This is a genomic window from Yoonia sp. 67-2 (assembly GCF_035117555.1).
Lineage (GTDB): Bacteria > Pseudomonadota > Alphaproteobacteria > Rhodobacterales > Rhodobacteraceae > Yoonia.
In genome coordinates, this window is the sequence record NZ_JAYKPK010000004.1 from 333,926 (window position 1) to 360,767 (window position 26,842).

The following is a 26,842-nucleotide window of genomic DNA, read 5'->3' on the forward strand; positions in this document are numbered from 1 at the left end:
AGGCCGCCATGAATACAACGCCCCCTTTTGCCAAATTCGAATGGATCATCGCCTGGCGCTATATCCGCGCCAAACGCGCCGAAGGCGGCGTCAGCGTGATGACCTGGATCAGCCTGATCGGCGTGACCCTTGCCGTATTCGCCCTGATCGCCACGCTGGCCGTGCGGTCAGGCTTTCGTGCCGAATTCGTCGATACGATTGTCGGTGCTGATGCCCATGTCACCGTGCAGCGCCCGCGCGAGGTGATCGCCGATTATGCAGAAATGTCCGACCGGATCATGCAGCTGGACGGTGTCGCCAGCGTCGCCCCTTTGATCCGTGGGCAGGCGATGGCGGCGGCCTTCGGGCAGATCGGTCTGGCGGATATTTACGGCATCCAGCTGGATGACCTGAAAGCCTCGCAGGCGATTGTGCAAAGCGAACGCACGATTGGCGATATCGATGATCTGCCCAATGGCATCGCGCTGGGATCGGCGCTTGCGCAGAACCTTGGCTTGGGTCTGGGCGACCGGATCGAGATTACCACGCGGTCGGGGGCTGCCACGCCGATGGGGCAATCGACACGGCGCAACGCCTATGAGGTCGTGTTCATCTTTTCCACTGGCCGCTATCAGATTGATGAGGTCCGCGCCTATCTGCCCTTTGATGTGGCGCAAAATATCTTCAACCGCGACGGTGTGGCTGATGAGCTGGATATCCGTCTGGATGACATCAACCAGTCAGAGGCGCTGAAACAGACCATTGCCACCGCCGCCGGTGAGGGCATCTGGGCCTATAGCTGGCAGGACAGGGTCGGTCGCTTCCTGCGCGCGCTGACGATTGAAGATAATGTGATGTTCATCATCCTGTCCATTCTGGTGCTGGTTGCCTCGATGAATATCATCAGCGGGCTGATCATGCTGGTCAAAAACAAGGGCCGCGATGTCGGCATCCTGCGCACCATGGGCCTGACCGAAGGGTCGATTTTGCGGATTTTCTTCATCTGCGGCGCGGGGATTGGGACGATTGGCACGATCTTTGGCGTCGTGCTGGGATGTTTGTTCGCGATCTATGTCGACCAGATTTTCAGCCTTGTGAATTACATCTCGGGCGGTGGGGTGTGGGACCCGTCGATCCGGGGTCTCTATAATGTGCCGGCGGAATTGCATCTGTCCGATGTGCTGAAAGCCGTGTCGCTGTCGCTGGGCCTGTCGTGGATCATCACGATTTTCCCCGCCCGCCGCGCCGCGCGGATGAACCCGGTCGAGGCGTTGCGCTATGAATGATGTCGTCCTGAGCCTGCATGACCTGTGCAAGACCTATAACGCGGGCAAACCCAATGAAGTGCGCGTGTTGCAGGGCATCGACCTGCGCGTTGCGGCGGGTGAGGTTGTGGCCCTTGTCGCGCCGTCAGGTGCCGGGAAATCGACCTTACTGCATATCGCGGGCCTGCTCGATTCGCCCGATACCGGCACGGTCAGCATCGCCGGGACCGATATGACCCAGATGTCAGACCGCAAGCGCACGGCGGTGCGCCGGTCCAAGGTCGGGTTCATCTATCAATTCCACCATCTGCTGCCGGAATTTTCGGCGCTGGAAAATATCGTGCTGCCGCAATTGGCCAATGGTGTCACCGAAAAGGCCGCCCATGCCCGCGCGCTGGAATTGCTGACCCATGTCGGCATCGCCGCACGTGCGGCGCATCGGCCTGCGGCCTTGTCGGGTGGCGAACAGCAGCGGGTGGCGTTCTGCCGGGCCTTGGCCAACAAACCGGCGCTGTTGCTGGCGGATGAACCGACCGGCAATCTGGACCCCGAAACCTCGGACATCGTGTTTGAAAACCTGATGTCGCTGGTGCGCGACACCGGGCTGGCGGCGGTGATCGCCACGCATAACCTTGACCTGGCAGCGCGGATGGATCGGCAGGTGCGGTTGCATCTTGGGGCCTTGGTCCCGGTCTAGGCTTTCTGCGTCAGCAAAACGCCCGCCGCCCGCATGATCAGCCTGCCAGGGCGTATGGCAGACCTTTTGACATTTCATGCGGATATGATGTGGATCATGTCCATCCTGCGCCGGTTGCGCTAGGCTGCGCAAAACAAGGAGGCAGATGATGCAGAAATTTATGATACTTGCGGTGCTGGCGCTGGCCGCTTGCGTGGACGAACAGCCGGTGGATGGCCGCAGCGCCTATCTGGAAAACTGTGCCTCTTGTCATGCTGCGGATGGCACCGGTAACGGACCCGCCGCGCGCGGTTTGGGCGTGATGCCGCCCGATCTGACGCAGATCAGCGCCCGCAATGGCGGCAGTTTCCCGCGTGATGCGGTGATGAGCACGATTGACGGCTATCAGGCCGGTGGCCATCTGTCCGGTGCGATGCCCGAATTCGGCGCTGGCGATCTGGGCGAGACGGTGATCGTGGAAAACAACGGGCTGGGCACGCCTGTGCCGCTGACGCTGCTGATGCTGACGGATTATGTCGAAAGCCTGCAACGGTGAGAATCCTGACAATCCTGTGACCGGCTGCACCTTTTGGCGCTTTGTTGACGTGGCTGTCGTAATCTGATGCAGGTCAACAAGGAATTCATCATGCGGTTGTCGCTGTCTTTCGTCTTTGCCATGATCATGGCGCTGCCTGCCCATGCCGGTCCGGTCAGTTTCGCGACCGGCTGGCAGGAACAGCGCCTGTCGCTGTTCAGTTCGAATGATTACGGATTCGGCGAAAATCTGACGCTGTTGTCGGACGGATCGGTGTCCATCGCCTGGACCCGCGTCGCGCGTGACACTTGGGGCGCGCGGGCTGCGTCCTGGTCATGGCGCGTCGATCAATCGGTGCCTGCGACGGATCTGAGCGTGAAGGGCGGGGATGACCGCAATATCTCGCTCTATTTCGTGTTCGTGCCACAGGCGCTGGCGCCGGGGCTGGAAGGTGCGGGTATCCGCAGCCTCTTGGGTAACAGCGACGTGCGGATCATCCAATATGCCTGGGGCGGCAATCATCCGGCGGGTCAGGTGATCCCTTCGCCCTATGGCCCGCCAGGGCAGGGGGTGACGATTGCCTTGCGGCAGGCGGGGACCGGGGCCTTTGACGAAAACATCGATCTGGCGGCGGATTATGCGCGGGCCTTTGGCGGCGCGCCCGGTGCGTTGATCGGTCTGGCGGTGTCGGGCGACAGCGATGACACAAGCTCGGTCATTCGCGCATCTTTGGGCAACCTGGTGTTGCGGTGACCCGCCCTTACCTCTGCCTGATCGCCTGACCTGCGGCCCAGCCCGATGACCACGCCCATTGGAAATTATACCCGCCGAGCCAGCCTGTGACATCGACACATTCGCCGATGAAATAAAGCTGCGGCAGGGCTGTCGCGGCCATCGTCCGCGATGACAAAGCGGCGGTATCGACGCCACCCAAGGTGACTTCGGCGGTGCGATAGCCTTCTGACCCTGTCGGCGTGACCTGCCAATCTTGCAGATCGGCACAAAGGGCGGTGAGCCGTTTGTCGCTCTGGTCAGCCATGTTGCCTGTCAGATCGAACACGTCGGCCAGATAATCCACCAGCCGACCGGGCAGGTAAAGCGATAGGATCGTTGTCAGCGCCTTGCGCGGATCGCTCTGCCGATGGGCTTGCAGCGTGCCGAAAAGATCGGTGCCGGGGGTCAGGTTGAGGCTGATCGCCGCGCCCTCCTGCCAATAGGAGGAGGCTTGCAGCACCGCAGGGCCGGACAACCCGCGATGGGTGAACAGCAAGCCTTCCTCAAATCCGGTGCCATTGGCCGTGACCCGCGCTTGCGTGGCGACACCGGCGAGCGGTTTGAAGCGGTCATCGCCAAAAGTCAGCGGCACCAAACCGGGACGCGGGGTGATGACAGGCAGGCTGAATTGCTCGGCCACCTGATAGGCAAGGCCAGTCGCGCCCATCTTGGGGATCGATTTGCCGCCGCTCGCCATGACCAGATGGCGCGCTGTCACGGTCACAGCACGGTCCTGCCGGGTCAGGCTGACCACAAAATCCACACCATCATGGCGGATCTCGCCCACATGGGTCTGCAACCAAAGCTGCGCGCCGGCACGCTCCATCTCTGCCCGCAGCATCGTCACAATGTCTTTGGCGGAGGTATCGCAGAACAATTGCCCCAGCGTCTTTTCATGCCAGGCGATGCCATGCGCTTCGACCAGCGCAAGGAAATCCCATTGCGTATAGCGCCCGAGCGCTGATTTCGCGAAATGCCGGTTTTGGGTGATGAATTTCTCAGGCCCGGTGTGCATATTGGTGAAATTGCACCGTCCGCCGCCCGAAATGCGAATTTTTTCACCCGCTGCGCGGGCATGGTCCACGACCAGCACGCCAGGCCCCGCTTGGGCGGCGCACATCATGCCGGCGGCACCCGCACCGATGATCAAGGTTTGCACTTTCATACCGGCGATGTGGCGCGGATCAGCCTGCAAGGCAAGGGCGCAGATTTCCAGTAGAATCGCGCGCCAAGCCAGTCTATGGTTGCATCAGACCCGGACAACGGGCGGTTGAGGCAAATTGGCGGTGATCCATGACGGAAATGGTCTATGGTGCGGTCCCGGTGCGATCCGGCGACCCGGTTCTTCCACGATGGTGGCGGACGATTGATAAATGGACTTTGTCCTGCGTGCTGGTCCTGTTCGGGATCGGGCTGATGCTGGGCCTTGCCGCGTCACCGCCGCTTGCGGCGCGCAATGGGCTGGAGCCGTTCCATTATGTGATCCGGCAATGTATCTTTGGCGGCGCGGCGATTTTCGTGATGATCATCGTGTCGATGATGTCGCCGACGATGGTGCGCAGGCTGGCGATCCTTGGGTTTCTGGGGGCTTTCGTCTCGCTCGCCTTTCTGCCGATTTTTGGGACGGATTTCGGCAAAGGTGCGACACGCTGGTATTCGCTGGGGTTTGCATCGGTGCAGCCGTCAGAATTCCTCAAGCCCGGTTTCATCGTCATGGCTGCTTGGCTGCTGGCTGCGTCAAGCCAGATCGGTGGCCCACCCGGCAAGCTTTATTCCTTTGTCCTGACCATGGCGATCACCATGATGCTGGCCTTGCAGCCGGATTTCGGACAGGCGGCCTTGATCATGTTTTCATGGGGTGTGATGTATTTCGTCGCTGGCGCGCCGATGACCTTGCTGATCGGCATGGCAGGGGCGGCCTTTTTTGCGGGCACAATCTTCTATGCCAATTCCGAACATTTCGCGCGCCGTATCGATGGTTTCCTGTCGCCTGATCTGGACCCGACAACCCAGCTGGGCTTTGCCACCAATGCGATCCGCGAAGGCGGGTTCTTCGGTGTCGGCGTCGGCGAAGGTCAGGTGAAATGGTCGCTGCCGGATGCGCATACCGATTTCATCATCGCCGTCGCGGCCGAGGAATACGGGCTGGTCTGTGTCGTCATCATTCTGGCGCTCTATGCGACCATCGTCGTGGGGTCCTTGCTGCGGCTGATGAAAGAACGTGATCCTTTCATCCGGCTGGCAGGCACTGGCCTCGCTTGTATCTTTGGCGCGCAGGCGATGATCAACATGGGTGTCGCGGTGCGGTTGCTGCCCGCCAAAGGCATGACTTTGCCATTCGTGTCCTATGGCGGCTCGTCGTTGATCGCGGGTGGCATTGCTGTCGGCATGCTGCTGGCCTTCACCCGCAGCCGTCCGCAAGGCGAGATGGGCGATATCCTGTTGCGGCGGGCCAACAGATGAAAGCGCCATTGCTGATCATCGCCGCTGGTGGCACCGGCGGGCATATGTTTCCGGCGCAGGCCTTGGCCGAGGCGATGCTGGCACGTGGCTGGCGGGTGAAACTGTCCACCGATGCGCGCGGCGCGCGCTATGCGGGTGGCTTTCCGCCAGAGGTTGAGGTGACAACAGTCGGCAGCGCCACCTTTGCGCGCGGCGGGGCTGCGGCAAAACTGGCCGTGCCGTTCCGCATTCTGGGCGGCGTTGCTGCCGCCAAATGGCGGATGCTGCTGGACCGGCCTGCGGTGGTCGTGGGCTTTGGCGGCTATCCCGCGATCCCCGCGATGTCCGCCGCCTGGGCCTTGCGCATCCCCCGGATGATCCATGAACAAAACGGCGTGCTGGGCCGGGTCAATCAGATCTTTGCCAAACGGGTCGATCAGGTCGCTTGCGGCACATGGCCCACCGATTTGCCCGAAGGGGTGACTGGCATCCACACCGGCAACCCGGTGCGCAAGGCGGTGCTGGCCAAGGCGGGCGCGCCCTATATCGCGCCGGGGGATTATCCGATGGCGCTGCTGGTGCTGGGCGGATCGCAGGGCGCGCGGATCATGTCCGATGTGGTGCCTGCCGCCATCGCCGCCTTGCCTGACGCCTTGCGGGACAATATCCGCGTCAGCCATCAGGCGCGGGCCGAAGATATGGACCGCGTCGCGCAGTTTTATGCCGATGCCGGGGTCTCGGCGGATGTGCAGACGTTCTTTACCGATATCCCAGCACGGATGAGCGAGGCGCAATTGGTGATCTCGCGCTCTGGTGCGTCCACCGTCGCCGATGTCAGCGTGATCGGGCGGCCCGCGATTTGGGTGCCTTTCGCCGCCGCCGTGCGCGATGAACAGACCGCGAATGCCCGCCAATTGGTCGAAGCCGGGGCATCGCTGATGATGACGGAACCGCAATTTACCGTGCCGAACCTGACCATGGCGCTGCAAAGCCTGCTGACAGACGGCGGTCTGGCAACGGATATGGCGAATAAAGCCGTCGCCTGCAGCACCCCGGACGCGACGGAGCGGCTTGTGCAATTGGTCGAAACTCTGGCAGAGGCGCGCAAGACATGATGGATGGGACGACGAAAATGAATGCTGCAACCAAACTGCCCCTTGATATCGGCCCAATCCATTTCGTCGGCATCGGCGGCATTGGCATGTCCGGCATTGCCGAGGTCTTGCTGAACCACGGCTACCGCGTGCAGGGCTCGGACCTGAAAGCAACCAAGATCACCGACCGGCTGAAAGCCTTGGGTGCGGTTATTTTCGAAGGCCAGCAGGCCGATAATCTGGAGGGGGCAGAGGTTGTCGTGATTTCCTCCGCCATCAAAACTGGCAATCCCGAACTGGACGCCGCCCGCGCCAAGGGCCTGCCTGTCGTGCGCCGCGCTGAAATGCTGGCCGAACTGATGCGCCTGAAATCCAACGTTGCCGTTGCGGGCACCCATGGCAAGACGACGACGACGACGATGGTCGCCGCCCTCTTGGATGAAGGCGATATCGACCCCACGGTGATCAATGGCGGGATCATCCACGCCTATGGATCGAACGCAAGGATGGGGCAGGGCGAATGGATGGTGGTCGAGGCGGATGAAAGCGACGGCACATTCAACCGCCTGCCCGCAACGATTGCGATTGTCACCAATATCGACCCCGAACATATGGAACATTGGGGGACCATCGAAAACCTGCGCAAAGGGTTTTACGATTTTGTGTCCAACATCCCGTTCTATGGCCTCGCCGTCTGCTGCACCGACCACCCAGAGGTGCAGGCGCTGGTGGGCCGGATCACCGACCGGCGTGTGGTGACCTTCGGCTTTAACGCGCAGGCCGATGTGCGCGCGATCAACCTGACCTATCAGGCGGGTATCGCGCATTTCGATATCGCGCTGCAGGCCGAAGATAGCGTGATTGAAGGCTGCGAATTGCCGATGCCGGGGGATCATAACGTCTCCAACGCTTTGGCCGCTGTCGCTGTGGCGCGGCATCTGGGGCTGAAGAAAGACCAGATCAAAGCCGCGCTGAAGGCTTTCGGTGGCGTGAACCGTCGTTTCACCAAAGTGGGCGAGGTCAATGGCGTGACCATCATCGACGATTACGGTCACCACCCCGTCGAGATTGCCGCCGTGCTGCGCGCCGCGCGTCAGGCCACCACAGGCCGCGTGATCGCCGTGCATCAGCCGCACCGCTACAGCCGGTTGTCGCATCATTTCGAGGATTTCTGCACCTGTTTCAACGATGCCGATGTCGTCGGCATCTCTGAAGTCTATGCCGCCGGCGAAGACCCGATTGCCGGTGCCAGCCATGCCGATCTGGTCGCGGGCCTGATCCGGCATGGCCACCGCCATGCGCGGATCGTGAATTCCGAGGATGATCTGGAACGTCTGGTGCGCGAACAGGCGAAACCGGGCGATATGGTGGTCTGTCTGGGTGCAGGCACGATCAGCGCCTGGGCGAATGCACTGCCCGCACGGTTGCAGGGGTAGGGTGACAGCGGCGCGATCAGACGACATCGACCGGGGGCATTGATGGCCATCGTCATCCTCATGGCCTTTTGCGCTTTGGTGCCGTTTTTTACCCTTGTCCGGCTGGCCCGCGCGGGGCAATTCGGGCTGGTGGTGACGGTCTTATCGCTGCTGGGCGCTGCGGCGGTCATCCTTGCCTATGCCACCGGTAAGCCCCTTGGCATTGATCCGGTGCAGGCGATGGCGATCTTGTTGCTGGCTTTGGTGCCGGCCCTGATCGGTGGCGTGGCGGGGGCGTTGTTGGGCAAGCTTTTGCGCAACCGCGATGACAGCAGGGCTGGAAAGTGAAAGAGTGAAGACCTCTCATCTACGGGGAAGCTGATGCTGTCTGAAAGCACGATGATGATTGTCACGCCGGTTCTGGCCTTTGTTTTCGCGGCTGCTCTGGCATATGGGCTGGGGCGGATTAAAACCCGCCTTGGGCTTTGGGCGCTGGCTGTCCTGTGGTTGGTTTTTACCGGGGTGATGAGTATTGGTGCGGCGACGATCAATGGCTGGGACGGTGTGTTCTACATGCTCGGCCTGATCCTTGTTTCAGTACCTGCCGCACTGGGCGCATTGCTGGGTGGCAGCTTTGGGTGGCAACGAAAGGAAAAAACATCGCATGTCTGACCTTCCCCCCGTCCGGGGCACTTTGACCCCGCAACGCCCTTTGGCGGATCTGACATGGATGCGCGTCGGTGGTCCGGCAGAGATGTTGTTCCAGCCTGCTGATGTGGATGATCTGGCGGATTTTCTGTCCGCGCTTGATCCCGCAATCCCTGTCTTTCCGATGGGCGTTGGCAGCAATCTGATCGTGCGCGATGGCGGCATCCCCGGCGTCGTGATCCGGCTGGGGCGTGGGTTCAACAGCATCGCGATTGAGGGCAGCAGGGTCATCGCAGGGGCGGCAGCGCTTGACGCCCATGTCGCGCGGCGCGCGGCAGAGGCGGGGCTGGATCTGACCTTTCTGCGCACCATTCCCGGCACGATCGGCGGGGCGGTGCGGATGAATGCGGGATGTTACGGTGCTTATGTGGCCGATGTTCTGACATCGGTGACGGTGATGGCGCGCAACGGCGCAATCAGTGAGGTGCCCGCCGCCGATCTGCAACTGGCGTATCGGCAAAGCAACCTGCCTGACGGTGCGGTGATCCTTGCCGCGACCTTTACGGCGCCTGCGGGCGATCCCGATGCGCTTGCCGCGCGGATGGACGATCAACTGGCCAAGCGTGATGCGACCCAGCCGACCAAGGACCGCACCGCAGGGTCCACTTTCCGCAATCCGGCGGGGTTTTCCTCCACCGGGCGCGCCGATGATACCCATGAATTGAAGGCCTGGGCGGTCATTGATGCGGCTGGAATGCGCGGCGCAAGCCTTGGCGGTGCGGTGATGAACACCAAACATCCCAATTTTCTGACCAATGCCGGTGGGGCGAGTGCCGCCGATCTGGAAGATCTGGGTGAATTGGTGCGGAAAAAGGTTTACGATTCCCAAGGGATCACGCTACAATGGGAAATTATGCGGGTCGGTGTGCGTAACGCCGAAACATCCGCAGAATAACGGTCAAAGACCACGCCCCGGGCAAGGGGCAAATCAAACGACGGGTCGCCAAGACCCGCGAAAGAGGCGGTGGGTATGTCGAGCAGGGCAAACCCGAAGGTTGTTGTTCTGATGGGTGGCCCATCGGCTGAACGCGAAGTCTCGCTCAGCTCGGGCCGCGAATGTGCAGCAGCTTTGCGGGAAGCAGAATGTGATGTGATCGAGGTCGATGCCGGCCCCGACCTTGCCGCGCGTTTGACCGAGATTGCCCCTGATGTTGTGTTCAACGCCCTGCATGGTCGCTGGGGCGAGGATGGCGCTGTGCAGGGTCTGCTGGAATGGCTGCGGATTCCCTATACGCATTCGGGCATTCTGGCCTCTGCCCTGACGCTCGACAAAGAACGCACCAAGGCTGTGTATCGTGCGCATGGTCTACCTGTCATGGACAGTATCCTGGCCGATGCGGGTGACGTGCGTGCGCGCCATGTGATGCTGCCGCCCTATGTGGTGAAACCCTATAACGAAGGTTCCAGCGTCGGGATCTATATCGTGCATGAGGCGGCCAACAGCCCGCCGCAATTGGCTGATGACATGCCGTCGCGCGTGATGGTCGAAACCTATGCGCCGGGGCGCGAGTTGACGACGACGGTGATGGGCGACAGGCCGCTGACCGTGACTGACATCATCACCGATGGCTGGTATGATTATCACGCCAAATATGCGCCGGGCGGATCGCGCCATGTGGTGCCTGCCGATATACCGGCAGAGATTTTCGATGCCTGTATGGATTACGCCCTGCGCGCGCATCAGGCCCTGGGCTGTCGCGGGATCAGCCGGACCGATTTTCGTTGGGACGAAAGCCGAGGGCTGGACGGGTTGATCCTGCTGGAAACCAACACCCAGCCCGGCATGACGCCGACGTCGCTCGCCCCCGAACAGGCGGCGAAAACGGGGATCACTTTCCCTGCGCTCTGCCGCTGGCTGGTGGAGGATGCGTCATGCGATCGCTGATCCGCCGCAAGCGCCACGCCGCTGATGTGCCGCATGATCCGGCACCGTCCAAGCTGGGCTATCGCTATCAACGCCTGATGCTGACGCCCGGGTTTCGCGCCAGCGTCAAAATCGGTGTGCCGATCCTGCTGATCGCGGCGATCGCAGGGTCGTGGTTTTCCAAGCCCGACAACCGGGCGCTGCTGGATGCCAAGATTGAGCAGACGATCGCAGGCTTTCAGGAACGCCCGCAGTTCATGGTGCAATCCATGGCGGTCAATGGCGCGGATGAAGCGACAAGCGCCGCCGTCATGGCCCTGCTGCCCAAGGAATTCCCGCTGTCGTCCTTTGATCTTGATCTGGTGGCGATGCGCGCGCAGATCGAAGCGCTGGATGCGATCCGATCCGCCTCGGTCCGGGTCGGGCCGGGCGGTGCTTTGCAGGTCGATCTGACACCGCGGGTGCCGGTGGCTTTGTGGCGCGACGGGCCAGTGCTGCGGCTGATCGATGAAGCGGGCGTGCAATCAGGCATCGTGCCAGTGCGCAGCGACCGGCCCGATCTGCCGCTGATCGCAGGCGATGGTGCCGAACATAATATTGCCGAGGCGCTGGACCTTTACGCCGGTGCCGGGCCATTGCGCGACCGGGTGCGCGGACTGGTGCGGATGGGCGAGAGGCGCTGGGATATCGTGCTGGACCGAGACCAGCGGATCATGCTGCCCAGCGACGGGGCGGTTGCGGCCTTTGACCGGGTGATCGCGCTGAACAATGCGCAGGATATGCTGGAACGGGATGTGGTGATTGTGGATATGCGCAATGAAAACCGCCCGACCTTACGGATGAATGAAGATGCCGCGGCCGCTTTGCGCCGGGTGAATACAACAACAGGAGCAGGCAATTGATGGGCGATCTTTACGACAGCCAACGGGCGATGCGGCAAATGCGCAAGGCCGCGATGCAGCGCGGTGTTGTTGCGGTGCTGGATATCGGCACTTCCAAGATCGCCTGCCTTGTCCTGCGCTTTGACGGCCCGGAACGGTTCCGCTCAGTTGACGGCGTCGGCTCCATGGCGGGCCAGTCGCAGTTCCGCGTGATAGGCGCGGCCACCACAAGGTCGCGCGGCGTGCGCTTTGGTGAAGTCGATGCGATGCAGGAAACCGAACGCGCGATCCGTACCGCGGTGCAGGCGGCACAGAAGATGGCCAATGTCCGTGTCGATCACGTCATCGCCTGTATGTCGGGCGCGCGGCCCCGGTCCTATGGTCTGGCGGGCGAGTTGGATGTATCGGGCAGCATGGTGACCGAACAGGATATCAGCCAGGTCATGGCCAATTGCGATGTGCCCGAATATGGCAGCGACCGCGAGGTGCTGCATGCCCAGCCTGTCAACTTTGCGCTGGATAACCGCTCTGGGCTGGCGGACCCGCGCGGGCAGATCGGCAGTAAGCTGACCACGGATATGCATATGCTGACCGTCGATGCGACCGCGATCCAGAACCTGTTTTACTGCATCAAACGTTGTGATCTGGAACTCGCCGGTCTGGCGTCATCGGCCTATATGTCGGGCATGTCGACGCTGGTCGAGGATGAGCAGGAACTGGGTGCGGCCTGTGTCGATCTGGGCGGCGGATCGACCGGCATTTCTGTCTTTATGAAAAAGCACATGATCTATGCGGATTCCGTGCGGATGGGGGGGGATCATATCACCTCTGACATTTCGATGGGCTTGCAGATCCCGGCGGCCACGGCAGAGCGGATCAAGACATTCTACGGCGGTGTTGTCGCCACTGGCATGGATGACCGCGAAATGATTGAAATTGGCGGTGATACCGGCGATTGGGAGCGCGACCGCCGCAAGGTCAGCCGGGCTGAATTGATCGGCATCATGCGCCCGCGTGTCGAGGAAATTCTGGAAGAGGTCCGCGCACGGCTTGATGCGGCCGGGTTTGAATATCTGCCTAGCCAGCAGATCGTGCTGACCGGTGGCGGCAGCCAGATCCCCGGTCTTGATGGGCTGGCGAGCAAGATTTTGGGCCAGCAGGTCCGGCTGGGGCGTCCTTTGCGGGTGCAGGGCCTGCCGCAGGCGGCGATTGGTCCGGCCTTTTCCGGCGCCGTCGGCCTGTCGCTGTTTGCCGCCAATCCGCAGGATGAATGGTGGGATTTCGAAATTCCTGCCGACCGTTATCCGGCCAGATCGCTGAAACGCGCCGTGAAATGGTTCCGCGACAACTGGTGATGCGCAACATCTTGCCGATTTGGCGATATTGAGCGGATTAAGCCAAATTTCTGTCAAGATTTGGTAGGGATTTCGTGTTTTTTCCGTGACCTTTCGGCATCAGACAGCTAAGCTGGGGGATAATAGGCAGCAGGCGCCCGGTGGGACGGGCTGATAGAAAAACAGGCGGACCATGTCATGACACTTAATCTCTCCCTTCCCGGGCACGAAGAACTGAAGCCGCGCATCACTGTTTTCGGCGTCGGCGGCGCTGGCGGCAACGCGGTCAACAACATGATCGAGAAAGAACTCGACGGTGTTGAATTCGTTGTGGCCAACACGGATGCGCAGGCCCTGCAGCAATCGCGGGCAACATCGAAGATCCAGATGGGTCTGAAAGTGACCGAAGGGTTGGGGGCTGGCGCGCGGGCAAGCGTCGGTGCGGCCGCTGCCGAAGAAAGCATTGAACAGATCGTCGATCATCTGGCTGGCGCGCATATGTGTTTCATCACTGCCGGTATGGGCGGTGGAACCGGTACAGGTGCCGCGCCGATTATCGCGCAGGCGGCGCGAGAACTGGGCGTGCTGACGGTCGGTGTCGTGACCAAGCCGTTCCAGTTCGAAGGCGGCAAGCGGATGCGTCAGGCCGATGAGGGTATCGAAGCCCTGCAAAAGGTTGTCGATACGCTGATCATCATTCCCAACCAGAACCTGTTCCGTCTGGCCAATGAAAACACAACCTTTACCGAAGCTTTCGCGCTTGCCGATGACGTGTTGTATCAAGGCGTCAAAGGTGTGACCGATCTGATGGTCCGTCCCGGCCTGATCAACCTCGACTTTGCCGATGTCCGCGCCGTGATGGACGAGATGGGCAAGGCGATGATGGGCACAGGCGAGGCCGAAGGCGAAAACCGCGCTGTGCAGGCTGCCGAGAAAGCCATCGCCAACCCGCTGTTGGATGAAATCAGCCTTGAAGGCGCACGTGGCGTCTTGATCAACATCACAGGCGGCTATGACCTGACTCTGTTCGAACTGGACGAAGCCGCGAACAAGATCCGCGAAAAGGTCGATCCAGAGGCGAATATCATCGTTGGTTCCACGCTGGACACCAGCATGGAAGGCAAGATGCGCGTCTCCGTCGTCGCCACCGGCATCGATGCCCGCGAAAAACGCGCCGAAGATGCGGCACCGCGCCGGTCCATGGCTTCGGCCTTGCCGCAGGCGCATCAGGCCCCTGCCGCCGCTGCACCACGTGCGCCGGTTGCAGCAGAGCGTGTGACACCGCCCGCACCTGTTGCAGCAAAAGCACCGGCGAAACCGGAACCGACCTTGTTCGAAGATTTCGAAGAAGAACAGCAAGCCCCCGCTTTCATGCCGCGTCGTGAAACACCGGTTGCTGCGCAGGCGGATGATCTGCCGCGGCCCGCCTATACACCGCGGCCAGAACCAACTCTGTCGGATGCCAGCAGCTTTGTCGCCCCGCGCGCGCCAACCCCCGGCACGCCATCGCCAGAGGCTTTGGCCCGTCTGCAGGCTGCCGTGAACCGGATGCCGAAACCGGAAGAGCAGCCGCGACAGACCGCGCGTCCGGCCGAGGCTGAAAAGCCCCGTTTCGGGATCAATTCGCTGATCAACCGCATGACCGGCGCGCAGGCCGAAGCACCGGCACATCAGCCGGCCCGCGCGCAGCCTCAGGTCACGGCCCTGCGCGAAGAGCCAGAAGCCGAAGGCGATCAGGACCGGATCGAAATTCCGGCCTTTCTGCGCCGTCAGGCAAACTGATCCCGCCAGTTTCCGCTACAAAATCAAAGAAAAGGCCGCCATCGCGCGGCCTTTTTCTTTTCTGATCAAGGCTTTGTCGTCGTCATAAAACTGAAACATCATGTTTCAGTCCGTCGCAAAGAGTGAATTGAGAATGCTGCAACTGCGCGGTAGTGCTGTAATACAAAATTAACAGGTGAAGTTTAGCATCGTGCAACAAACACTGAAATCAGCGATCGCCTTTGAAGGTGCCGGTTTGCACACCGGTGCTTTGGCGCGTCTTGTCGTCAATCCGGCGCAAGCGGGGACGGGGATCGTGTTTCGCCGTGTTGATTTGCAGGACATGCCGGTGATCCCGGCCTTGTGGCAGAATGTCATTGTCTCGCCTTTGAACACACGGCTGGCGAATGCCGATGGCGTGTCCGTCTCGACCATCGAACATCTGATGGCGGCGCTGGCGGGCTGTGGCGTGCATAATGCGCTGATCGATATTGACGGACCAGAAGTGCCGATCCTAGATGGCAGTGCCGCCGCTTTCGTGCGTGGCATCGTCGCGACAGGGCTGCGCCGGGACAATGCGCCGCTCCATGCGATTGAAATCCTGCGCGATGTCGCGGTCACGGATGGCCCCGCCTTTGCGTCACTGGGTCCGGCGACAACGCTGCAGATCGATTTTTCCATTGATTTCGCAGATGCGGCCATCGGCCATCAGCAAAAAACACTGAACATGGCGAACGGCGCTTTCGTGCGCGAACTCTGCGACAGCCGGACATTCTGCCGCTCTGCTGATGTGGATGCGATGCGCGCGCGCGGATTGGCGCTGGGTGGCACGATGGAAAATGCCGTCGTGGTGGATGGTGACAAGATCCTGACGCCGGGCGGCCTGCGCCACAAGGACGAGGCCGTGCGCCACAAGATGCTGGATGCTTTGGGCGATCTTTACACTGCGGGCGCGCCGATTCTGGGGCGATACACCGGCACACGGGCCGGTCATGCGATGACAAATGCCTTGTTGCGTGCGCTTTTTGCCCAGCCTGACGCCTGGCGTCTGGTGCGTTGCGACAGCAAAATCGCCGCGCGTTTGCCCGGTGTGGGGGTCAGCCAGGCCGATCTGGTCGCTGTTGCCTGACCCAAGCTGTCTTTCTGTTGATCGCCGCCTGATCAAAAGGCATTTTGCACCCGATTTTTCTATGCTAGACCCGACCCAGACCGAAAAGCACTGCGATATTTGCGCGGGCAGTCAGGCAAGAGGACAGCAAAAGTGACAAGCAACAAGACACACAAACGCGTTCTGGGCGCGGTTGCGGCACTGATGTTTTTGGCGGCCTGCGGCGGTGGTGCTGGCAGCAACGCCCCGTTGGAAGACCTGACCGCGCAACAGATTTTCGAACTGGGCGAACGCCAGATCGAATCGGGCAATCCTGACGACGCCGCCTTTTCCTTTGGCGAGATTGAGCGGCTTTACCCCTATTCCGAATTCGCGCAGCGTGCCCTGATCATGCAGGCCTTTGCCTATCACCGTGATCAGGATTACCCCAACAGCCGCGCCTCGGCGCAGCGGTTTCTTGATTTCTATCCTGCCGAACAGGATGCGCCCTATGCCGCCTATCTGCTGGCTTTGTCCTATTACGATCAGATCAGCGAGATTGGTCGCGATCAGGGGCTGACATTCCAGGCGCTGCAATCTTTGCGGACCGTGATCGAAGCCTATCCTGACAGCGAATATGCGGCTGCTTCGATGGCGAAATTCGATCTCGCTTTTGACCAGCTGGCTGCCAAGGAAATGGAAATTGGACGCTATTACTTGAAACGCGGACATTACGCGGCGGCAGCCAATCGGTTCCGCACCGTGGTCGAGGATTTTCAGACCACCAGCCACACGCCCGAAGCCCTGCACCGTCTGGTCGAAAGCTATCTGTCACTGGGTCTGACGCAAGAGGCGCAGACCGCCGGTGCGATCCTTGGCTATAACTATCAATCGACAGAATGGTATCAGGCCAGTTTTGCTTTGCTGACCGGCCAAGGTCTGGCGGCAGAGCCTGCCGGCGATAATTGGCTGGCATCGATTTACCGTCAGGTTGTCCGGGGTGAGTGGCTCTAACCACGGCGGGGGTCATCCCGCCCTTCGGGGTGCGACATGCTGCGCGGCTTAGACATCAGGGATATGTTGATCATCGACCGGCTGGAACTGGCGTTCCAGCCCGGTCTGAACGTGCTGACCGGGGAAACCGGGGCCGGAAAATCGATCCTGCTTGATTCGCTGGGGTTTGTGCTGGGCTGGCGTGGCCGTGCAGAACTGGTGCGCCAAGGCGCGGATCAGGGCGAGGTGACGGCATGGTTCGACCTGCCCGCAGGCCATCCCGCCCGCGCGATCCTGCATGATGCAGGGCTGGAGGTTGAAGATGAACTGATCCTGCGCCGCATCAATACCCGCGACGGGCGCAAGACCGCCTGGGTCAATGATCGCCGCGTCAGTGGTGAAGTGCTGCGCGCCTTGTCCGAGACGCTGGTCGAACTGCATGGCCAACATGATGATCGCGGGCTGTTAAACCCGCGCGGGCATCGGCAATTGCTGGATGCTTTCGCGCGTGTGGATGCAGAACTGACCAGCACGCAAATCACATGGCGCGCCCTGTCCGCCGCGCGCAAAGCATTGACCAGTGCCGAGGCGCGGATCGCCGAAACCCGCGCCGAAGAAGATTACCTGCGCCATGCCGTGGCCGAACTTGACGCGCTGGCACCCGAAGCCGGCGAAGAGGCCAGCCTTGATGCGCAGCGCCGTCTGATGCAGGCGGCCGAGAAAATCCGCAAAGATATCGCCAAAGCGCATGAGGCGCTGAGCCTGCAAGGGGCGGAAGGGCTGATCAACGACGCCTCGCGCTGGTTGCAAGGGGCGGCGGACAAGGCCGAGGGTCAGCTTGACGCGCCGCTCGCCGCGATCGAGGCTTTGCTGCTGTCGTTGGATGAGGCGCAAAGCGGGATCGAGGCTTGTCTGGAAGCGCTGTCCTTCGACCCATTCGCGCTGGAACAGACGGAAGAGCGGCTGTTCGCGATCCGTGGTCTTGCGCGCAAACATGACGTTCTGCCCGATGATCTGCGCAGCTTTGCCGATGATCTGCGGGCGCGGCTGGCGGTGTTGGATGGGTCGGGCAAGGATCTGAAACTGCTGGCCGACCAGCTTGACGCAGCGCAGGTCGCCTATGATGCGGCGGCAGCGGATCTGCATGCCAAACGCCAGACGGCAGCGCGCGCGCTGGATCTGGCGATGGCGGCAGAGCTTGCACCGCTGAAGATGGAGCGCGCGGTTTTTGTCACCGATGTCAGTGAAGCGGACCCGGGGCCGGAAGGGCGCGATGCCGTGGCCTTTACCGTCGCGACCAATCCCGGCGCGCCGACCGGGCCGATCAACAAGATCGCCTCGGGCGGGGAACTCAGCCGGTTTTTGCTGGCCTTGAAGGTTTGCCTGACGCAGGACGCCGCTGGGCTGACCATGATTTTCGATGAAATCGACCGGGGCGTCGGCGGGGCAACTGCCGATGCCGTGGGGCGGCGTCTGGCCGATCTTGCGCAGGGTGGTCAGGTGCTGGTCGTGACGCATTCGCCGCAGGTGGCCGCCTTGGGCGGGCATCATTGGCGCGTGGAAAAACAACAAAGCGCGGATGCAACACTCTCGACGGTCGTGCCGCTGGATGCTGCAGCGCGGGTGGATGAAATTGCACGGATGTTGTCGGGGGATATCGTGACACAAGCCGCGCGTGAAGCGGCAAAGGCATTGATCAAGGCGTGAAAAATGGGGGTGGAGGCGCTGCCATGCGCGCTCGCCACCCCAGATCGAACGGTTTACCAGGTCACTCTTTCACGATTGCTACCCCGGCCACTCACCTCCGGGGTTCGCAATGAAAATGTATATAGAATCACGATGCAAACATCTGATCCTTCACCTCGTGATCGGTTGACCTTAATGGCGCTCCGATCACACTTACCTGCTGACAACACAGAGATAATATTCCCTGCACGGCCTCTATCAGGGCAAGGTGACAGCGAACAACCTGTCCGAAAGTATGTCATGTTTGCTGACGTTTTTTGTGGGGGGTGGCGGGGTGAACCCCGCCCTACGGGATTGGCTGCAACAGCGCGGTGGCTGTCGGCGTGTCCGGCGTCGTGCCCGCGATTTCCAGGATCAGCTTGCGCCGCACAGCATCGGTGAATTCCGGCCCGTCGATGGCGGGCATCACAAAGGCATTCGGGCCGCCGATGATATTCTGTTCATATTGCGCGACAAGGCCGCTGCTGCGGAAATCACCATTGCGCAGGATCGGCAGGGCGTTGATCGTGATGCCATTCGCGACCACGGCGTCACGCGAGGCGAGGATCGGCGGGCCAGAGGTATTGGCCATCGTATCGCCGGAAAAGTCGATGACGCGGCGCAGCCCGCGGATATCATTCCCCTCGATCTGCGCCATCCCGTAAAGCAGTGCCGCTCCGATGGCATTGCTGCCGCGCGCCTGCCGGGGCGGGCTGATCAAAGCATCGGCAAAGGCGGTGGCGCTGTCCATATCGGCGATGATCGTCCAATCCACGACGGTCGCCTGATTGCTGGCCCATTCGACGTAAGTGACGGCGATGGAGCCATAAAGCGTGTTTTCAATCGCCGAAACCACCGCCGGATCGGTGATCGCCGTGGCGTAGGATTGCCGCTGGAACAGCAGTTCATCCGCGTCGATGGAGCCGGAGGGTAATCCCCCCCGAAAGTAAGGGGCTGCGGAAGTAGAATTTTCTCGGCAAGATGAACGAGGAGATTTTGAATGAAGATGACCAGATATAGCGAACCCCAGATCCTTGCGATCCTGCGCCAAGCCGAAGGTGGTGTGCCGGTGGCCGAGCTTTGCCGTGAACATGGCATGAGCAATGCGTCGTTTTACAAATGGCGTGCGAAGTATGGGGGCATGGATGCATCCATGGTCAGCCAGATGAAAGCCATGGAGGAAGAGAACCGCAGGCTGAAGCGGATGTATGCGGATCTGAGCATGCAGGCGGACTTATTGAAGGAAGCCCTCGGAAAAAAGTAACGGGGCCATCTCAGCGCCGCGAGATGGCCGAAAAGGCGGTGGAACGACGGGGCATCAGCATCGCTCTGGCGTGTAGGGCCTTCGGTGTCAGCGAGACCTGCTATCGTTATAGTCCAAACCTGAAGGACGAGAACGAGGTGATCGCCGACCTGCTGATGGGGCTGACGGATGCGCGCAAGACGTGGGGGTTTGGCCTGTGTTTTTTGCATCTGCGCAACGTGAAAGGGCATCCATGGAACCACAAGAGGGTCTATCGGATCTACTGCCAGCTGGAGCTGAACCTGCGCATCAAGCCCCGCAAGCGGCTGAAACGGGAGAAGCCTGATGTCCTGGCGGTGCCGGACGCGCCCAATGTGACCTGGTCCATGGACTTCATGGCCGACCGCCTCGGCGATGGCCGCGCATTTCGACTTTTGAACGTTCTGGATGACTTCAACCGCGAAGGGCTGGGGATTGAGGTTGATTTCTCGCTGCCTGCTGAACGGGTCATCCGTAGCTTGGACAGGATCATAGAATGGCGTGGAAAGCCCCGGATGATCAGGGTCGACAACGGCCCCGAATATATCAGCGAAACGCTGAGAAAATGGGCTGAGAAACATGCTGTTACGATCCAGCACATCCAGCCGGGACAGCCCCAGCAGAACGCCTATGTCGAACGCTACAACCGCACGGTTCGGCATGAATGGCTGGACCAATACATCATCGAAAGCATCGAGGAGGCTCAGGATCAAGCCACGCAATGGCTATGGACTTACAACAACGACCGCCCCAACATGGGCATCGGCGGCATCACACCCGTCATGAAATTGAATATGGCTGCATGAATTCTACGGATGCACCCCGTTAAAAAAGGGGAGATTACCCTGTTCTCTCAAGATTCCTGTGTCTACTTGCGTGATACCGAAGTTCGGGAAATAATTGAGCATTTGAAAATTGGTGGTGCGGAAGATGCTCCAAAAATGGGGAAACCAGTCGCTGCACGCGTTAATTTGTCATCATTTCCGTCATTGATTTATGGCCATGCTTCGCCCACAAATCGGAGTAAGTTGATTTACAACCATGACGATTTAGCCGAGACATTTAAAACTTCTTTCGATTTTTCTACAGCTTTTCCCGCACTCTCATACAAGAGGCTCGCTGATTTAATGGGAAAGAGGTGCGAGATCTTTGTTTTGGCGGCACACATAGAGGAAGACGGGACTCTGGTGCTGGTGGAAGAAGCTGATGAGGGCATGGCCACGCGCATTCCTTTCAATCAATTCGTGGACCTCACTGCTAGCACTCGCTTCAGTCCAACTTTGAGCATAATGTTGTGCTGCAACTCAAAGCGCTATGCGGAGACGCTTTCTGGAACTGGGGGGTTTGCGGTCGGAGTTGTTGATGACCTGCCAGAGCTGATCGCCCCAAGTCTTTTGAAGCGGTTGTTGAAGCACATACAAGGTAGGACTGAAATATTTGAAATAGACTTAAAGACATCTCTTCAGGGGTTTCGGTACGAGCACAGTGAGTCGTTTGAATTTGAACTTTACTTCAAGGGGCAGAAGATATGTTAGATGGATACTCCTGGCTCGGAGCGCCGCAGCCTAACCTGAAACCTTTCGCGCTGCTTGCTGCGGGGAGAAGGAAGCTTACCAGTCTGTTTTCACGTCAATCATTGACCATAGTTCATTCGGATGTCAGGGAGTTGTTTGGTGGTCCTAGCCGAGGGGTCTTTGTTTCTACAGGTGACGCTGTATTACTTACAAGCGCTAGTTTCAGGTACGACGCGAAGGCCAATGCGTCGGTGGCAGTACCACTCGTTGCGACTGGAGTAGCTGCTAGCGTCTCAGCTGGTGCAACCGCGAACTACGCCTTCTTTTATAAGTTCTCGGAACTCTGGAGAGACTCGGTTGTTGACAGAGTATCATTTAATGTTCGACTTCTAGCGGGCGTGTCTGACAAGATCGGAAAAAGTAATTATGACCTGATCAAGACGGGGCGATCTTTTGTCGTTACTGATGTCGTTTATTGTAGGGAGTTTGAAGTACGGAAGCTTAGTGCAACTAGTTTCGAAGCAGGTGTAGGTACGGAGGCGATGGTTCAGCATAAGATAAGTGCAAGCTTAGAAGCGTCAGCGGAATTAGAGCTCAGGTATTCTAAGCGGCAAAAGACGGCTGTTGCGATAAAAGTGTGCAAATTGAACTACGATCTTGCGCAGGGCGTATTGCGCTTGGGCGACGAGTCGATCCAGACCCTCCGCGGATCGGACCATAGTACAACAGATACGGGTTCGGACGACATTGGTACAGTGGTTTGGTTGGAGCAGTAGCCGCCTCGGGTTGGGTTATAGCTGACTTCGCCAGCCTCTCGGTCAGCTGCAATTGAACCTGTGCAAAGCGGTGCGGATCAGGTGATCATAGCCACCGGCGGTCGCTTCCTCTGTGAACGCATCGATTTGCGCGTCCGATAACTTGGCACGTCGCGACGCCTTTTGGCACCGATCGAGGACAATGAAGGCGTTGCCATCATGTCCGGAGAGTTGAACGGACACTTCGGAATGAAGTGAGGTCATGAGTAGATTCCTTTGGCAACGAACTGAGGCGTGTTGGGGCCCCTTGGCCTCAATTCGAAAGGTAACCATCCGGCGTAGGCCGCGGACGGGAGGCCGTGCTCAGGGAGTGGCCTTGGTGGCTTTGGGCTTGCCGGGCCGCGGAGCCCATTTCTTCGCGAGCTGGTCAAAGCGTTCGACGATCCGCTCGATCCGGGCATCTTCGGGATCGAAGGATGCACCTGACCAGCTGACCATGTCGTCGTGCTGCTCGTGGTCCGGGTCGGCGAGGGCTTCGAGGAACTCCTCGTAGCCCGGGGCACCGCCGACATCCTCGGGCGGGGGCAGGCTCCGCTGGCCTTCAGAAGCCGTGGTTAGTTCACGCCCGGGGCGGCCTCGGTGACCGCTCGATCCGGATGCTGTGGTCCCAGTCATCGCCGAAGTCGTAGATATACTGGAGCGTCCTGGCGCCGGTTTCCTCGAGCACCTTTTGCAGCGTTGCCTTCGTCGCGGGCATCGGGCCGTCGTAGAATCCGTCCGGATCGGGCACGCCCCAGCCGGTCAGTTCGCACAATCTCGATCCCACGCTCCTCGGCATAAAGCCGGATCGCATTTGACTGGTTTTCCGTCGAGTATTTTTGGAGTTCTGTGGACATGCTGACGTATTCGGCAGCCCGAACAGGACGTTCCGGCTGCTGTGATCCACCTGGGTCGTAAGGCTTCCGGCTCGTCAAACTTCGCCCTTTCCCCGTTCCTTACTACGGTGGTCTGGGCGATCGACCGCCGCAGCGCCTGGCAGGTGCCTGCCGCCACTCCGCACTGTTGTCAGTCTAACTGCGGAGGAAACGGAAAATGTTGCCAAAAACGGGCAGGAAATTACCGGCGTGGAAAGGAGCTCTGAGCGGGCGCGAAGTCTATGCCCAGACTGTTGCTGAGCTGCTGCGCAAAGAGCATGGACAGAGCCATCACGCGATCAAGCACCTGATGCGTCAGACCCATGCAAGCGAACGAGCAGTTAAGCACTGGTTGTCAGGACAACACGGTCCCGATACCGTGTTTTTCCTTCGCCTCATGGTCTCTTCGCCCGTTATTCGGGCTTTTGTGCTCGGGCTGATCGAAGGGAAGGTTGCGAACAAGTTTGTGCTTCCGGTGGATCGAATTTCGATTGCTGCAGCGCGCGCAGCTTATGCGGAGGGGGAGGCGGCAGGGCGAGACCCTACAGGGGGACAGCGATTCGATGGCCCTGAAGATGGCCCTGATCGCGACCCTATAGATGACCCTGAAATTGCCGAGCTCAACGAGCGCCAGCACTGGTTTCTGGCCTGAGTCGCGGAAGGCGGCCGCTGCGGCGCGGGCGATATTATGTCGATCTGGGAGGTGAGCCTCAAGACAGCGCGCCGCGACATTGCAGTTTTGAAAGCAGGGAATCTTATCTACTATGCTGGATCTCGACGGAAGGGGCGGTACAGACGAATGCCACAGCATGATGCGCACCTTGCGCTGGCCAAAGGCGACGAGCCTATTAAAGGTCGCTTACTTTAGCATTCTTGCTATTTAAGTTTTGGCGGTATTGCTTAAATAGTGCCGCGCTGCCATGGTGATCCCATGACTGATTCCGAACGTAACCAGCGGCTTGGCCGCTTCGTCGAAACCCCTGTCGCGGGCGAGATCGTGCGTGCCTTCGTTCCGCCGCCCCTGCCGCCGAAGCCACAGATCGACGTGCTGGCTCTTCTGGACCGGCTGAGCCTCGCCGAACGCGCGCTCGGGCGGCTTGACGGCATTACCATGCTACTGCCGCGCCAAGAACTCTTCCTCTACATGTATGTGCGCAAGGAAGCGGTGTTGTCGTCCCAGATTGAGGGCACGCAATCCACACTGACCGATCTTCTGCGGTTCGAGACCGACGCGCAGGCCGGGGAGCCGATCGACGACATCCGCGAGGTGTCAAATTATGTCGATGCGATGATGTACGGGCTGGAACGGCTGGAGGAACTGCCGCTGTCCTTGCGCCTGATCCGCGAGATGCATGCGCGGCTGCTGCAAAGCGGGCGGGGCGGCACGAAAAGCCCGGGCGAGTTCCGCCGCACGCAGAACTGGATCGGTGGCTCGCGCCCGGGTAACGCGCTTTATGTGCCGCCGCCCGTCACCGAGCTCGACACCTGCCTCGATGCGCTGGAGCGCTTCATGCACGAAGATAGCTCGCGTCTTCCGGCGCTGATCAAGGCCGGATTGTTGCATGTCCAGTTCGAGACCATCCACCCGTTCCTCGATGGCAACGGCCGTATCGGTCGCCTTTTGGTGACCCTTTACCTTTGCGTCAATGGGGTGCTGCGCAAGCCGTTGCTTTATCTCAGCCTCTATCTGAAGACGCATCGTGCCGACTACTATCGCTTGCTCCAGGAGGTGCGGGAGCACGGCAACTGGGAAGCCTGGCTCGACTTCTTCCTGACCGGAGTGGCCGAAACCGCGAACCAGGCGTTCGAAGCCGCCACCCGGATTGTCGACCGCTTCAAAGAAGACCGCGAGCGGATCACCAATGAAAGCGATCGCGCCGGATCGGCACTGCGCATTCACGATCTTTTCCAGCAGAACCCGTTCCTGACCTCCAACCAGCTTGTCCGGCAAACGGGCCTGTCGGCACCGACGGTCAACGCAGCCTTAGCGGATTTGGAGAAAATGGGCATCATCGACGAGATAACCGGGCGCAAGCGGGGGCGGGTATTCAGCTACCGGCACTACCTTGCAATTCTTAGCGAAGGGACTGATCCTTTGCCGGTCGGAAGTTGAAACTCTCCACGAACTGTTCCCACGCCACGGTAAGCAACTGCGGCACCACAAATGAGTAGGCCGTCGGTTCGGCTTCACAAGTCCCAGAAGGGTCAGGCTGGGTCGAGTTATCATCTGATGCAAGCACGAGGCAGCCGCGATAAGTCATATATGGATGGCTGAAGCAGCAGGCGGAAGCACCGCAGTGAGGGCGCACGCCGGTGGCGATCCGCCGAAGGGCAGGGCCGAAATCGCCGCGCGGCACCTCAATCAGGCTTGGAGCATCGGCTTCTCGACCAGGAGATCGACCTGTTGCCGGAACCGCTCCTCAATAGCCATCCACGTTCTCCGGCACGGTGATCTGATACTTCGGGTCCAGCCTGCCGCCTTTGGCGATCACCCGCTTGCCACTCCCCGTGTTTATGGCATCGAGATCGAGGCGCTTGACCCAAGCGTGGCCGCTGCGCTCGGCAAACCATAAAAAAAGCCTTTTGACCTTCACGCTGTCACAGCTTTCCAACGCCTCTTGAAGCTGCCTTGGACTGAGATTCGAGAGGCCGGTAAACAGGTCGGCAGCGTGCTGGAAAGACTGGTTGTCCGGGAGCTCATCCAGCAATTCCAGGATCGCACGCTCTGGACGGGAGATCACCATCGGCCAGGAGCGGTCGCCCCAAACATGGATTCTGAGCCCGTTGTCTGGGCCTTCTATTGTCTCGTCATTTTTGGTGGACGCCAGGGGAGGGGTAATCTCCCCTTTTTTAACGGGGTGCATCCGTAGAATTCATGCAGCCATATTCAATTTCATGACGGGTGTGATGCCGCCGATGCCCATGTTGGGGCGGTCGTTGTTGTAAGTCCATAGCCATTGCGTGGCTTGATCCTGAGCCTCCTCGATGCTTTCGATGATGTATTGGTCCAGCCATTCATGCCGAACCGTGCGGTTGTAGCGTTCGACATAGGCGTTCTGCTGGGGCTGTCCCGGCTGGATGTGCTGGATCGTAACAGCATGTTTCTCAGCCCATTTTCTCAGCGTTTCGCTGATATATTCGGGGCCGTTGTCGACCCTGATCATCCGGGGCTTTCCACGCCATTCTATGATCCTGTCCAAGCTACGGATGACCCGTTCAGCAGGCAGCGAGAAATCAACCTCAATCCCCAGCCCTTCGCGGTTGAAGTCATCCAGAACGTTCAAAAGTCGAAATGCGCGGCCATCGCCGAGGCGGTCGGCCATGAAGTCCATGGACCAGGTCACATTGGGCGCGTCCGGCACCGCCAGGACATCAGGCTTCTCCCGTTTCAGCCGCTTGCGGGGCTTGATGCGCAGGTTCAGCTCCAGCTGGCAGTAGATCCGATAGACCCTCTTGTGGTTCCATGGATGCCCTTTCACGTTGCGCAGATGCAAAAAACACAGGCCAAACCCCCACGTCTTGCGCGCATCCGTCAGCCCCATCAGCAGGTCGGCGATCACCTCGTTCTCGTCCTTCAGGTTTGGACTATAACGATAGCAGGTCTCGCTGACACCGAAGGCCCTACACGCCAGAGCGATGCTGATGCCCCGTCGTTCCACCGCCTTTTCGGCCATCTCGCGGCGCTGAGATGGCCCCGTTACTTTTTTCCGAGGGCTTCCTTCAATAAGTCCGCCTGCATGCTCAGATCCGCATACATCCGCTTCAGCCTGCGGTTCTCTTCCTCCATGGCTTTCATCTGGCTGACCATGGATGCATCCATGCCCCCATACTTCGCACGCCATTT

At 60.0% G+C, this 26,842-nt stretch carries 27 protein-coding genes and 3 pseudogenes; 21 read left to right on the plus strand and 9 right to left on the minus strand.

All coding sequences use genetic code 11. The features are described from left to right. Window positions 1-8: 8 nt before the first annotated feature. The 4 genes from VOY09_RS09265 (at window position 9) to VOY09_RS09280 (ending at window position 3,208) form a co-directional block, all read left to right on the plus strand. Window positions 9-1,265: an ABC transporter permease gene (locus VOY09_RS09265; protein ID WP_322893786.1), complete on the plus strand. Its 1,257-nt coding sequence runs from the start codon at window positions 9-11 to the stop codon at window positions 1,263-1,265. Further along, complete coding sequence (locus tag VOY09_RS09270) at window positions 1,258-1,941, plus strand: ABC transporter ATP-binding protein (RefSeq protein ID WP_322893785.1); 684 nt, start codon at window positions 1,258-1,260, stop codon at window positions 1,939-1,941. Before VOY09_RS09265 ends, VOY09_RS09270 begins: the two co-directional genes overlap by 8 nt. A 145-nt stretch (window positions 1,942-2,086) precedes the next feature. Next, window positions 2,087-2,476 (plus strand): c-type cytochrome, encoded by a 390-nt coding sequence (locus tag VOY09_RS09275; protein ID WP_416236739.1) that lies wholly within the window; start codon window positions 2,087-2,089, stop codon window positions 2,474-2,476. Between the two features lie 90 nt (window positions 2,477-2,566). Then, window positions 2,567-3,208 (plus strand): DUF3047 domain-containing protein, encoded by a 642-nt coding sequence (locus tag VOY09_RS09280; protein ID WP_322893784.1) that lies wholly within the window; start codon window positions 2,567-2,569, stop codon window positions 3,206-3,208. Window positions 3,209-3,215: 7 nt separating this feature from the next. On the opposite strand, the gene VOY09_RS09285 is transcribed toward VOY09_RS09280, so the two are convergent. Then, entirely contained in the window at window positions 3,216-4,394 is a 1,179-nt protein-coding gene (locus tag VOY09_RS09285; protein WP_322893783.1) for an NAD(P)/FAD-dependent oxidoreductase, read from the minus strand. Between the two features lie 128 nt (window positions 4,395-4,522). Here VOY09_RS09285 and ftsW point away from each other — a divergent pair, with 128 nt between their 5' ends. The 13 genes from ftsW to recN all read left to right on the plus strand — a co-directional run bounded on the left by ftsW (window position 4,523) and on the right by recN (window position 18,515). Further along, the gene (gene ftsW, locus VOY09_RS09290) at window positions 4,523-5,692 is read left to right on the plus strand and encodes a putative lipid II flippase FtsW (protein WP_322893782.1); all 1,170 of its coding nucleotides are present in this window, start codon (window positions 4,523-4,525) and stop codon (window positions 5,690-5,692) included. After that, entirely contained in the window at window positions 5,689-6,786 is a 1,098-nt protein-coding gene (locus tag VOY09_RS09295) for a UDP-N-acetylglucosamine--N-acetylmuramyl-(pentapeptide) pyrophosphoryl-undecaprenol N-acetylglucosamine transferase (protein WP_322893781.1), read from the plus strand. Before ftsW ends, VOY09_RS09295 begins: the two co-directional genes overlap by 4 nt. A gap of 17 nt (window positions 6,787-6,803) precedes the next feature. Beyond that, window positions 6,804-8,201, plus strand: a complete 1,398-nt coding sequence (murC, locus tag VOY09_RS09300) for a UDP-N-acetylmuramate--L-alanine ligase (RefSeq protein ID WP_322893780.1) — start codon at window positions 6,804-6,806, stop codon at window positions 8,199-8,201. 42 nt (window positions 8,202-8,243) lie between these two features. Next, window positions 8,244-8,528 (plus strand): UDP-N-acetylmuramate--alanine ligase, encoded by a 285-nt coding sequence (locus VOY09_RS09305; protein ID WP_322893779.1) that lies wholly within the window; start codon window positions 8,244-8,246, stop codon window positions 8,526-8,528. Between the two features lie 33 nt (window positions 8,529-8,561). Further along, window positions 8,562-8,852: a hypothetical protein gene (locus VOY09_RS09310; RefSeq protein ID WP_322893778.1), complete on the plus strand. Its 291-nt coding sequence runs from the start codon at window positions 8,562-8,564 to the stop codon at window positions 8,850-8,852. Beyond that, window positions 8,845-9,783, plus strand: coding sequence for a UDP-N-acetylmuramate dehydrogenase (gene murB, locus VOY09_RS09315; RefSeq protein WP_322893777.1), 939 nt, complete (start codon window positions 8,845-8,847; stop codon window positions 9,781-9,783). Before VOY09_RS09310 ends, murB begins: the two co-directional genes overlap by 8 nt. A gap of 75 nt (window positions 9,784-9,858) precedes the next feature. Continuing rightward, window positions 9,859-10,773, plus strand: a complete 915-nt coding sequence (locus VOY09_RS09320; protein ID WP_322893776.1) for a D-alanine--D-alanine ligase — start codon at window positions 9,859-9,861, stop codon at window positions 10,771-10,773. Next, window positions 10,761-11,654: a cell division protein FtsQ/DivIB gene (locus VOY09_RS09325; RefSeq protein ID WP_322893775.1), complete on the plus strand. Its 894-nt coding sequence runs from the start codon at window positions 10,761-10,763 to the stop codon at window positions 11,652-11,654. The genes VOY09_RS09320 and VOY09_RS09325 overlap by 13 nt, the downstream gene beginning before the upstream one ends. Then, window positions 11,654-12,988 (plus strand): cell division protein FtsA, encoded by a 1,335-nt coding sequence (gene ftsA, locus VOY09_RS09330; RefSeq protein WP_322893774.1) that lies wholly within the window; start codon window positions 11,654-11,656, stop codon window positions 12,986-12,988. The genes VOY09_RS09325 and ftsA overlap by 1 nt, the downstream gene beginning before the upstream one ends. A 177-nt stretch (window positions 12,989-13,165) precedes the next feature. After that, entirely contained in the window at window positions 13,166-14,749 is a 1,584-nt protein-coding gene (gene ftsZ, locus VOY09_RS09335) for a cell division protein FtsZ (RefSeq protein ID WP_322893773.1), read from the plus strand. A gap of 190 nt (window positions 14,750-14,939) precedes the next feature. Beyond that, complete coding sequence (gene lpxC, locus VOY09_RS09340) at window positions 14,940-15,857, plus strand: UDP-3-O-acyl-N-acetylglucosamine deacetylase (protein ID WP_322893772.1); 918 nt, start codon at window positions 14,940-14,942, stop codon at window positions 15,855-15,857. Window positions 15,858-15,989: 132 nt separating this feature from the next. Next, a complete protein-coding gene (locus VOY09_RS09345) occupies window positions 15,990-16,829 on the plus strand; it encodes an outer membrane protein assembly factor BamD (protein ID WP_322893771.1) in 840 nt (279 codons plus the stop codon). Window positions 16,830-16,865: 36 nt separating this feature from the next. Then, on the plus strand, window positions 16,866-18,515 hold the full coding sequence (recN, locus tag VOY09_RS09350; RefSeq protein WP_322893770.1) for a DNA repair protein RecN: 1,650 nt from the start codon (window positions 16,866-16,868) through the stop codon (window positions 18,513-18,515). A gap of 325 nt (window positions 18,516-18,840) precedes the next feature. On the opposite strand, the gene VOY09_RS09355 is transcribed toward recN, so the two are convergent. Continuing rightward, the gene (locus VOY09_RS09355) at window positions 18,841-19,626 is read right to left on the minus strand and encodes a DUF1194 domain-containing protein (RefSeq protein ID WP_322893769.1); all 786 of its coding nucleotides are present in this window, start codon (window positions 19,624-19,626) and stop codon (window positions 18,841-18,843) included. On the opposite strand from VOY09_RS09355, the gene VOY09_RS09360 reads away from it, so the two are divergent. Then, window positions 19,534-20,621 (plus strand): IS3 family transposase gene (locus VOY09_RS09360; protein ID WP_323811275.1). Its coding sequence is split into 2 segments (ribosomal slippage): window positions 19,534-19,795 and window positions 19,795-20,621, totalling 1,089 coding nucleotides; the frame shifts between segments, so codons are not numbered across the junction. The genes VOY09_RS09355 and VOY09_RS09360 overlap by 93 nt on opposite strands. Before the next feature lie 9 nt (window positions 20,622-20,630). Next, a complete protein-coding gene (locus VOY09_RS09365) occupies window positions 20,631-21,350 on the plus strand; it encodes a hypothetical protein (protein WP_322896344.1) in 720 nt (239 codons plus the stop codon). 797 nt (window positions 21,351-22,147) lie between these two features. On the opposite strand, the gene VOY09_RS09370 is transcribed toward VOY09_RS09365, so the two are convergent. The 5 genes and pseudogenes from VOY09_RS09370 to VOY09_RS09390 all read right to left on the minus strand — a co-directional run. Next, window positions 22,148-22,348, minus strand: coding sequence for a hypothetical protein (locus VOY09_RS09370; protein WP_323811276.1), 201 nt, complete (start codon window positions 22,346-22,348; stop codon window positions 22,148-22,150). Between the two features lie 99 nt (window positions 22,349-22,447). Continuing rightward, the gene (locus tag VOY09_RS09375) at window positions 22,448-22,582 is read right to left on the minus strand and encodes a hypothetical protein (protein WP_322896354.1); all 135 of its coding nucleotides are present in this window, start codon (window positions 22,580-22,582) and stop codon (window positions 22,448-22,450) included. Between the two features lie 18 nt (window positions 22,583-22,600). Next, window positions 22,601-22,759, minus strand: a pseudogene (locus tag VOY09_RS09380) (IS1096 element passenger TnpR family protein); the annotation flags it as partial. Then, complete coding sequence (locus tag VOY09_RS09385) at window positions 22,704-22,889, minus strand: IS1096 element passenger TnpR family protein (protein ID WP_322896352.1); 186 nt, start codon at window positions 22,887-22,889, stop codon at window positions 22,704-22,706. The gene VOY09_RS09385 and the pseudogene VOY09_RS09380, both read right to left, overlap by 56 nt. A gap of 4 nt (window positions 22,890-22,893) precedes the next feature. Beyond that, window positions 22,894-22,980 (minus strand): annotated as a pseudogene (locus VOY09_RS09390) (recombinase); the annotation flags it as partial. Between the two features lie 196 nt (window positions 22,981-23,176). Here VOY09_RS09390 and VOY09_RS09395 point away from each other — a divergent pair. Both VOY09_RS09395 and VOY09_RS09400 read left to right on the plus strand, forming a co-directional pair. Continuing rightward, window positions 23,177-23,650, plus strand: a complete 474-nt coding sequence (locus VOY09_RS09395) for a hypothetical protein (protein WP_322896346.1) — start codon at window positions 23,177-23,179, stop codon at window positions 23,648-23,650. Between the two features lie 279 nt (window positions 23,651-23,929). Continuing rightward, window positions 23,930-25,111 (plus strand): Fic family protein, encoded by a 1,182-nt coding sequence (locus VOY09_RS09400; RefSeq protein ID WP_322896348.1) that lies wholly within the window; start codon window positions 23,930-23,932, stop codon window positions 25,109-25,111. Window positions 25,112-25,418: 307 nt separating this feature from the next. On the opposite strand, the gene VOY09_RS09405 is transcribed toward VOY09_RS09400, so the two are convergent. After that, entirely contained in the window at window positions 25,419-25,862 is a 444-nt protein-coding gene (locus VOY09_RS09405) for a type IV toxin-antitoxin system AbiEi family antitoxin domain-containing protein (protein ID WP_322896350.1), read from the minus strand. 9 nt (window positions 25,863-25,871) lie between these two features. After that, a pseudogene (locus VOY09_RS09410) lies at window positions 25,872-26,842 on the minus strand (IS3 family transposase); the annotation flags it as partial.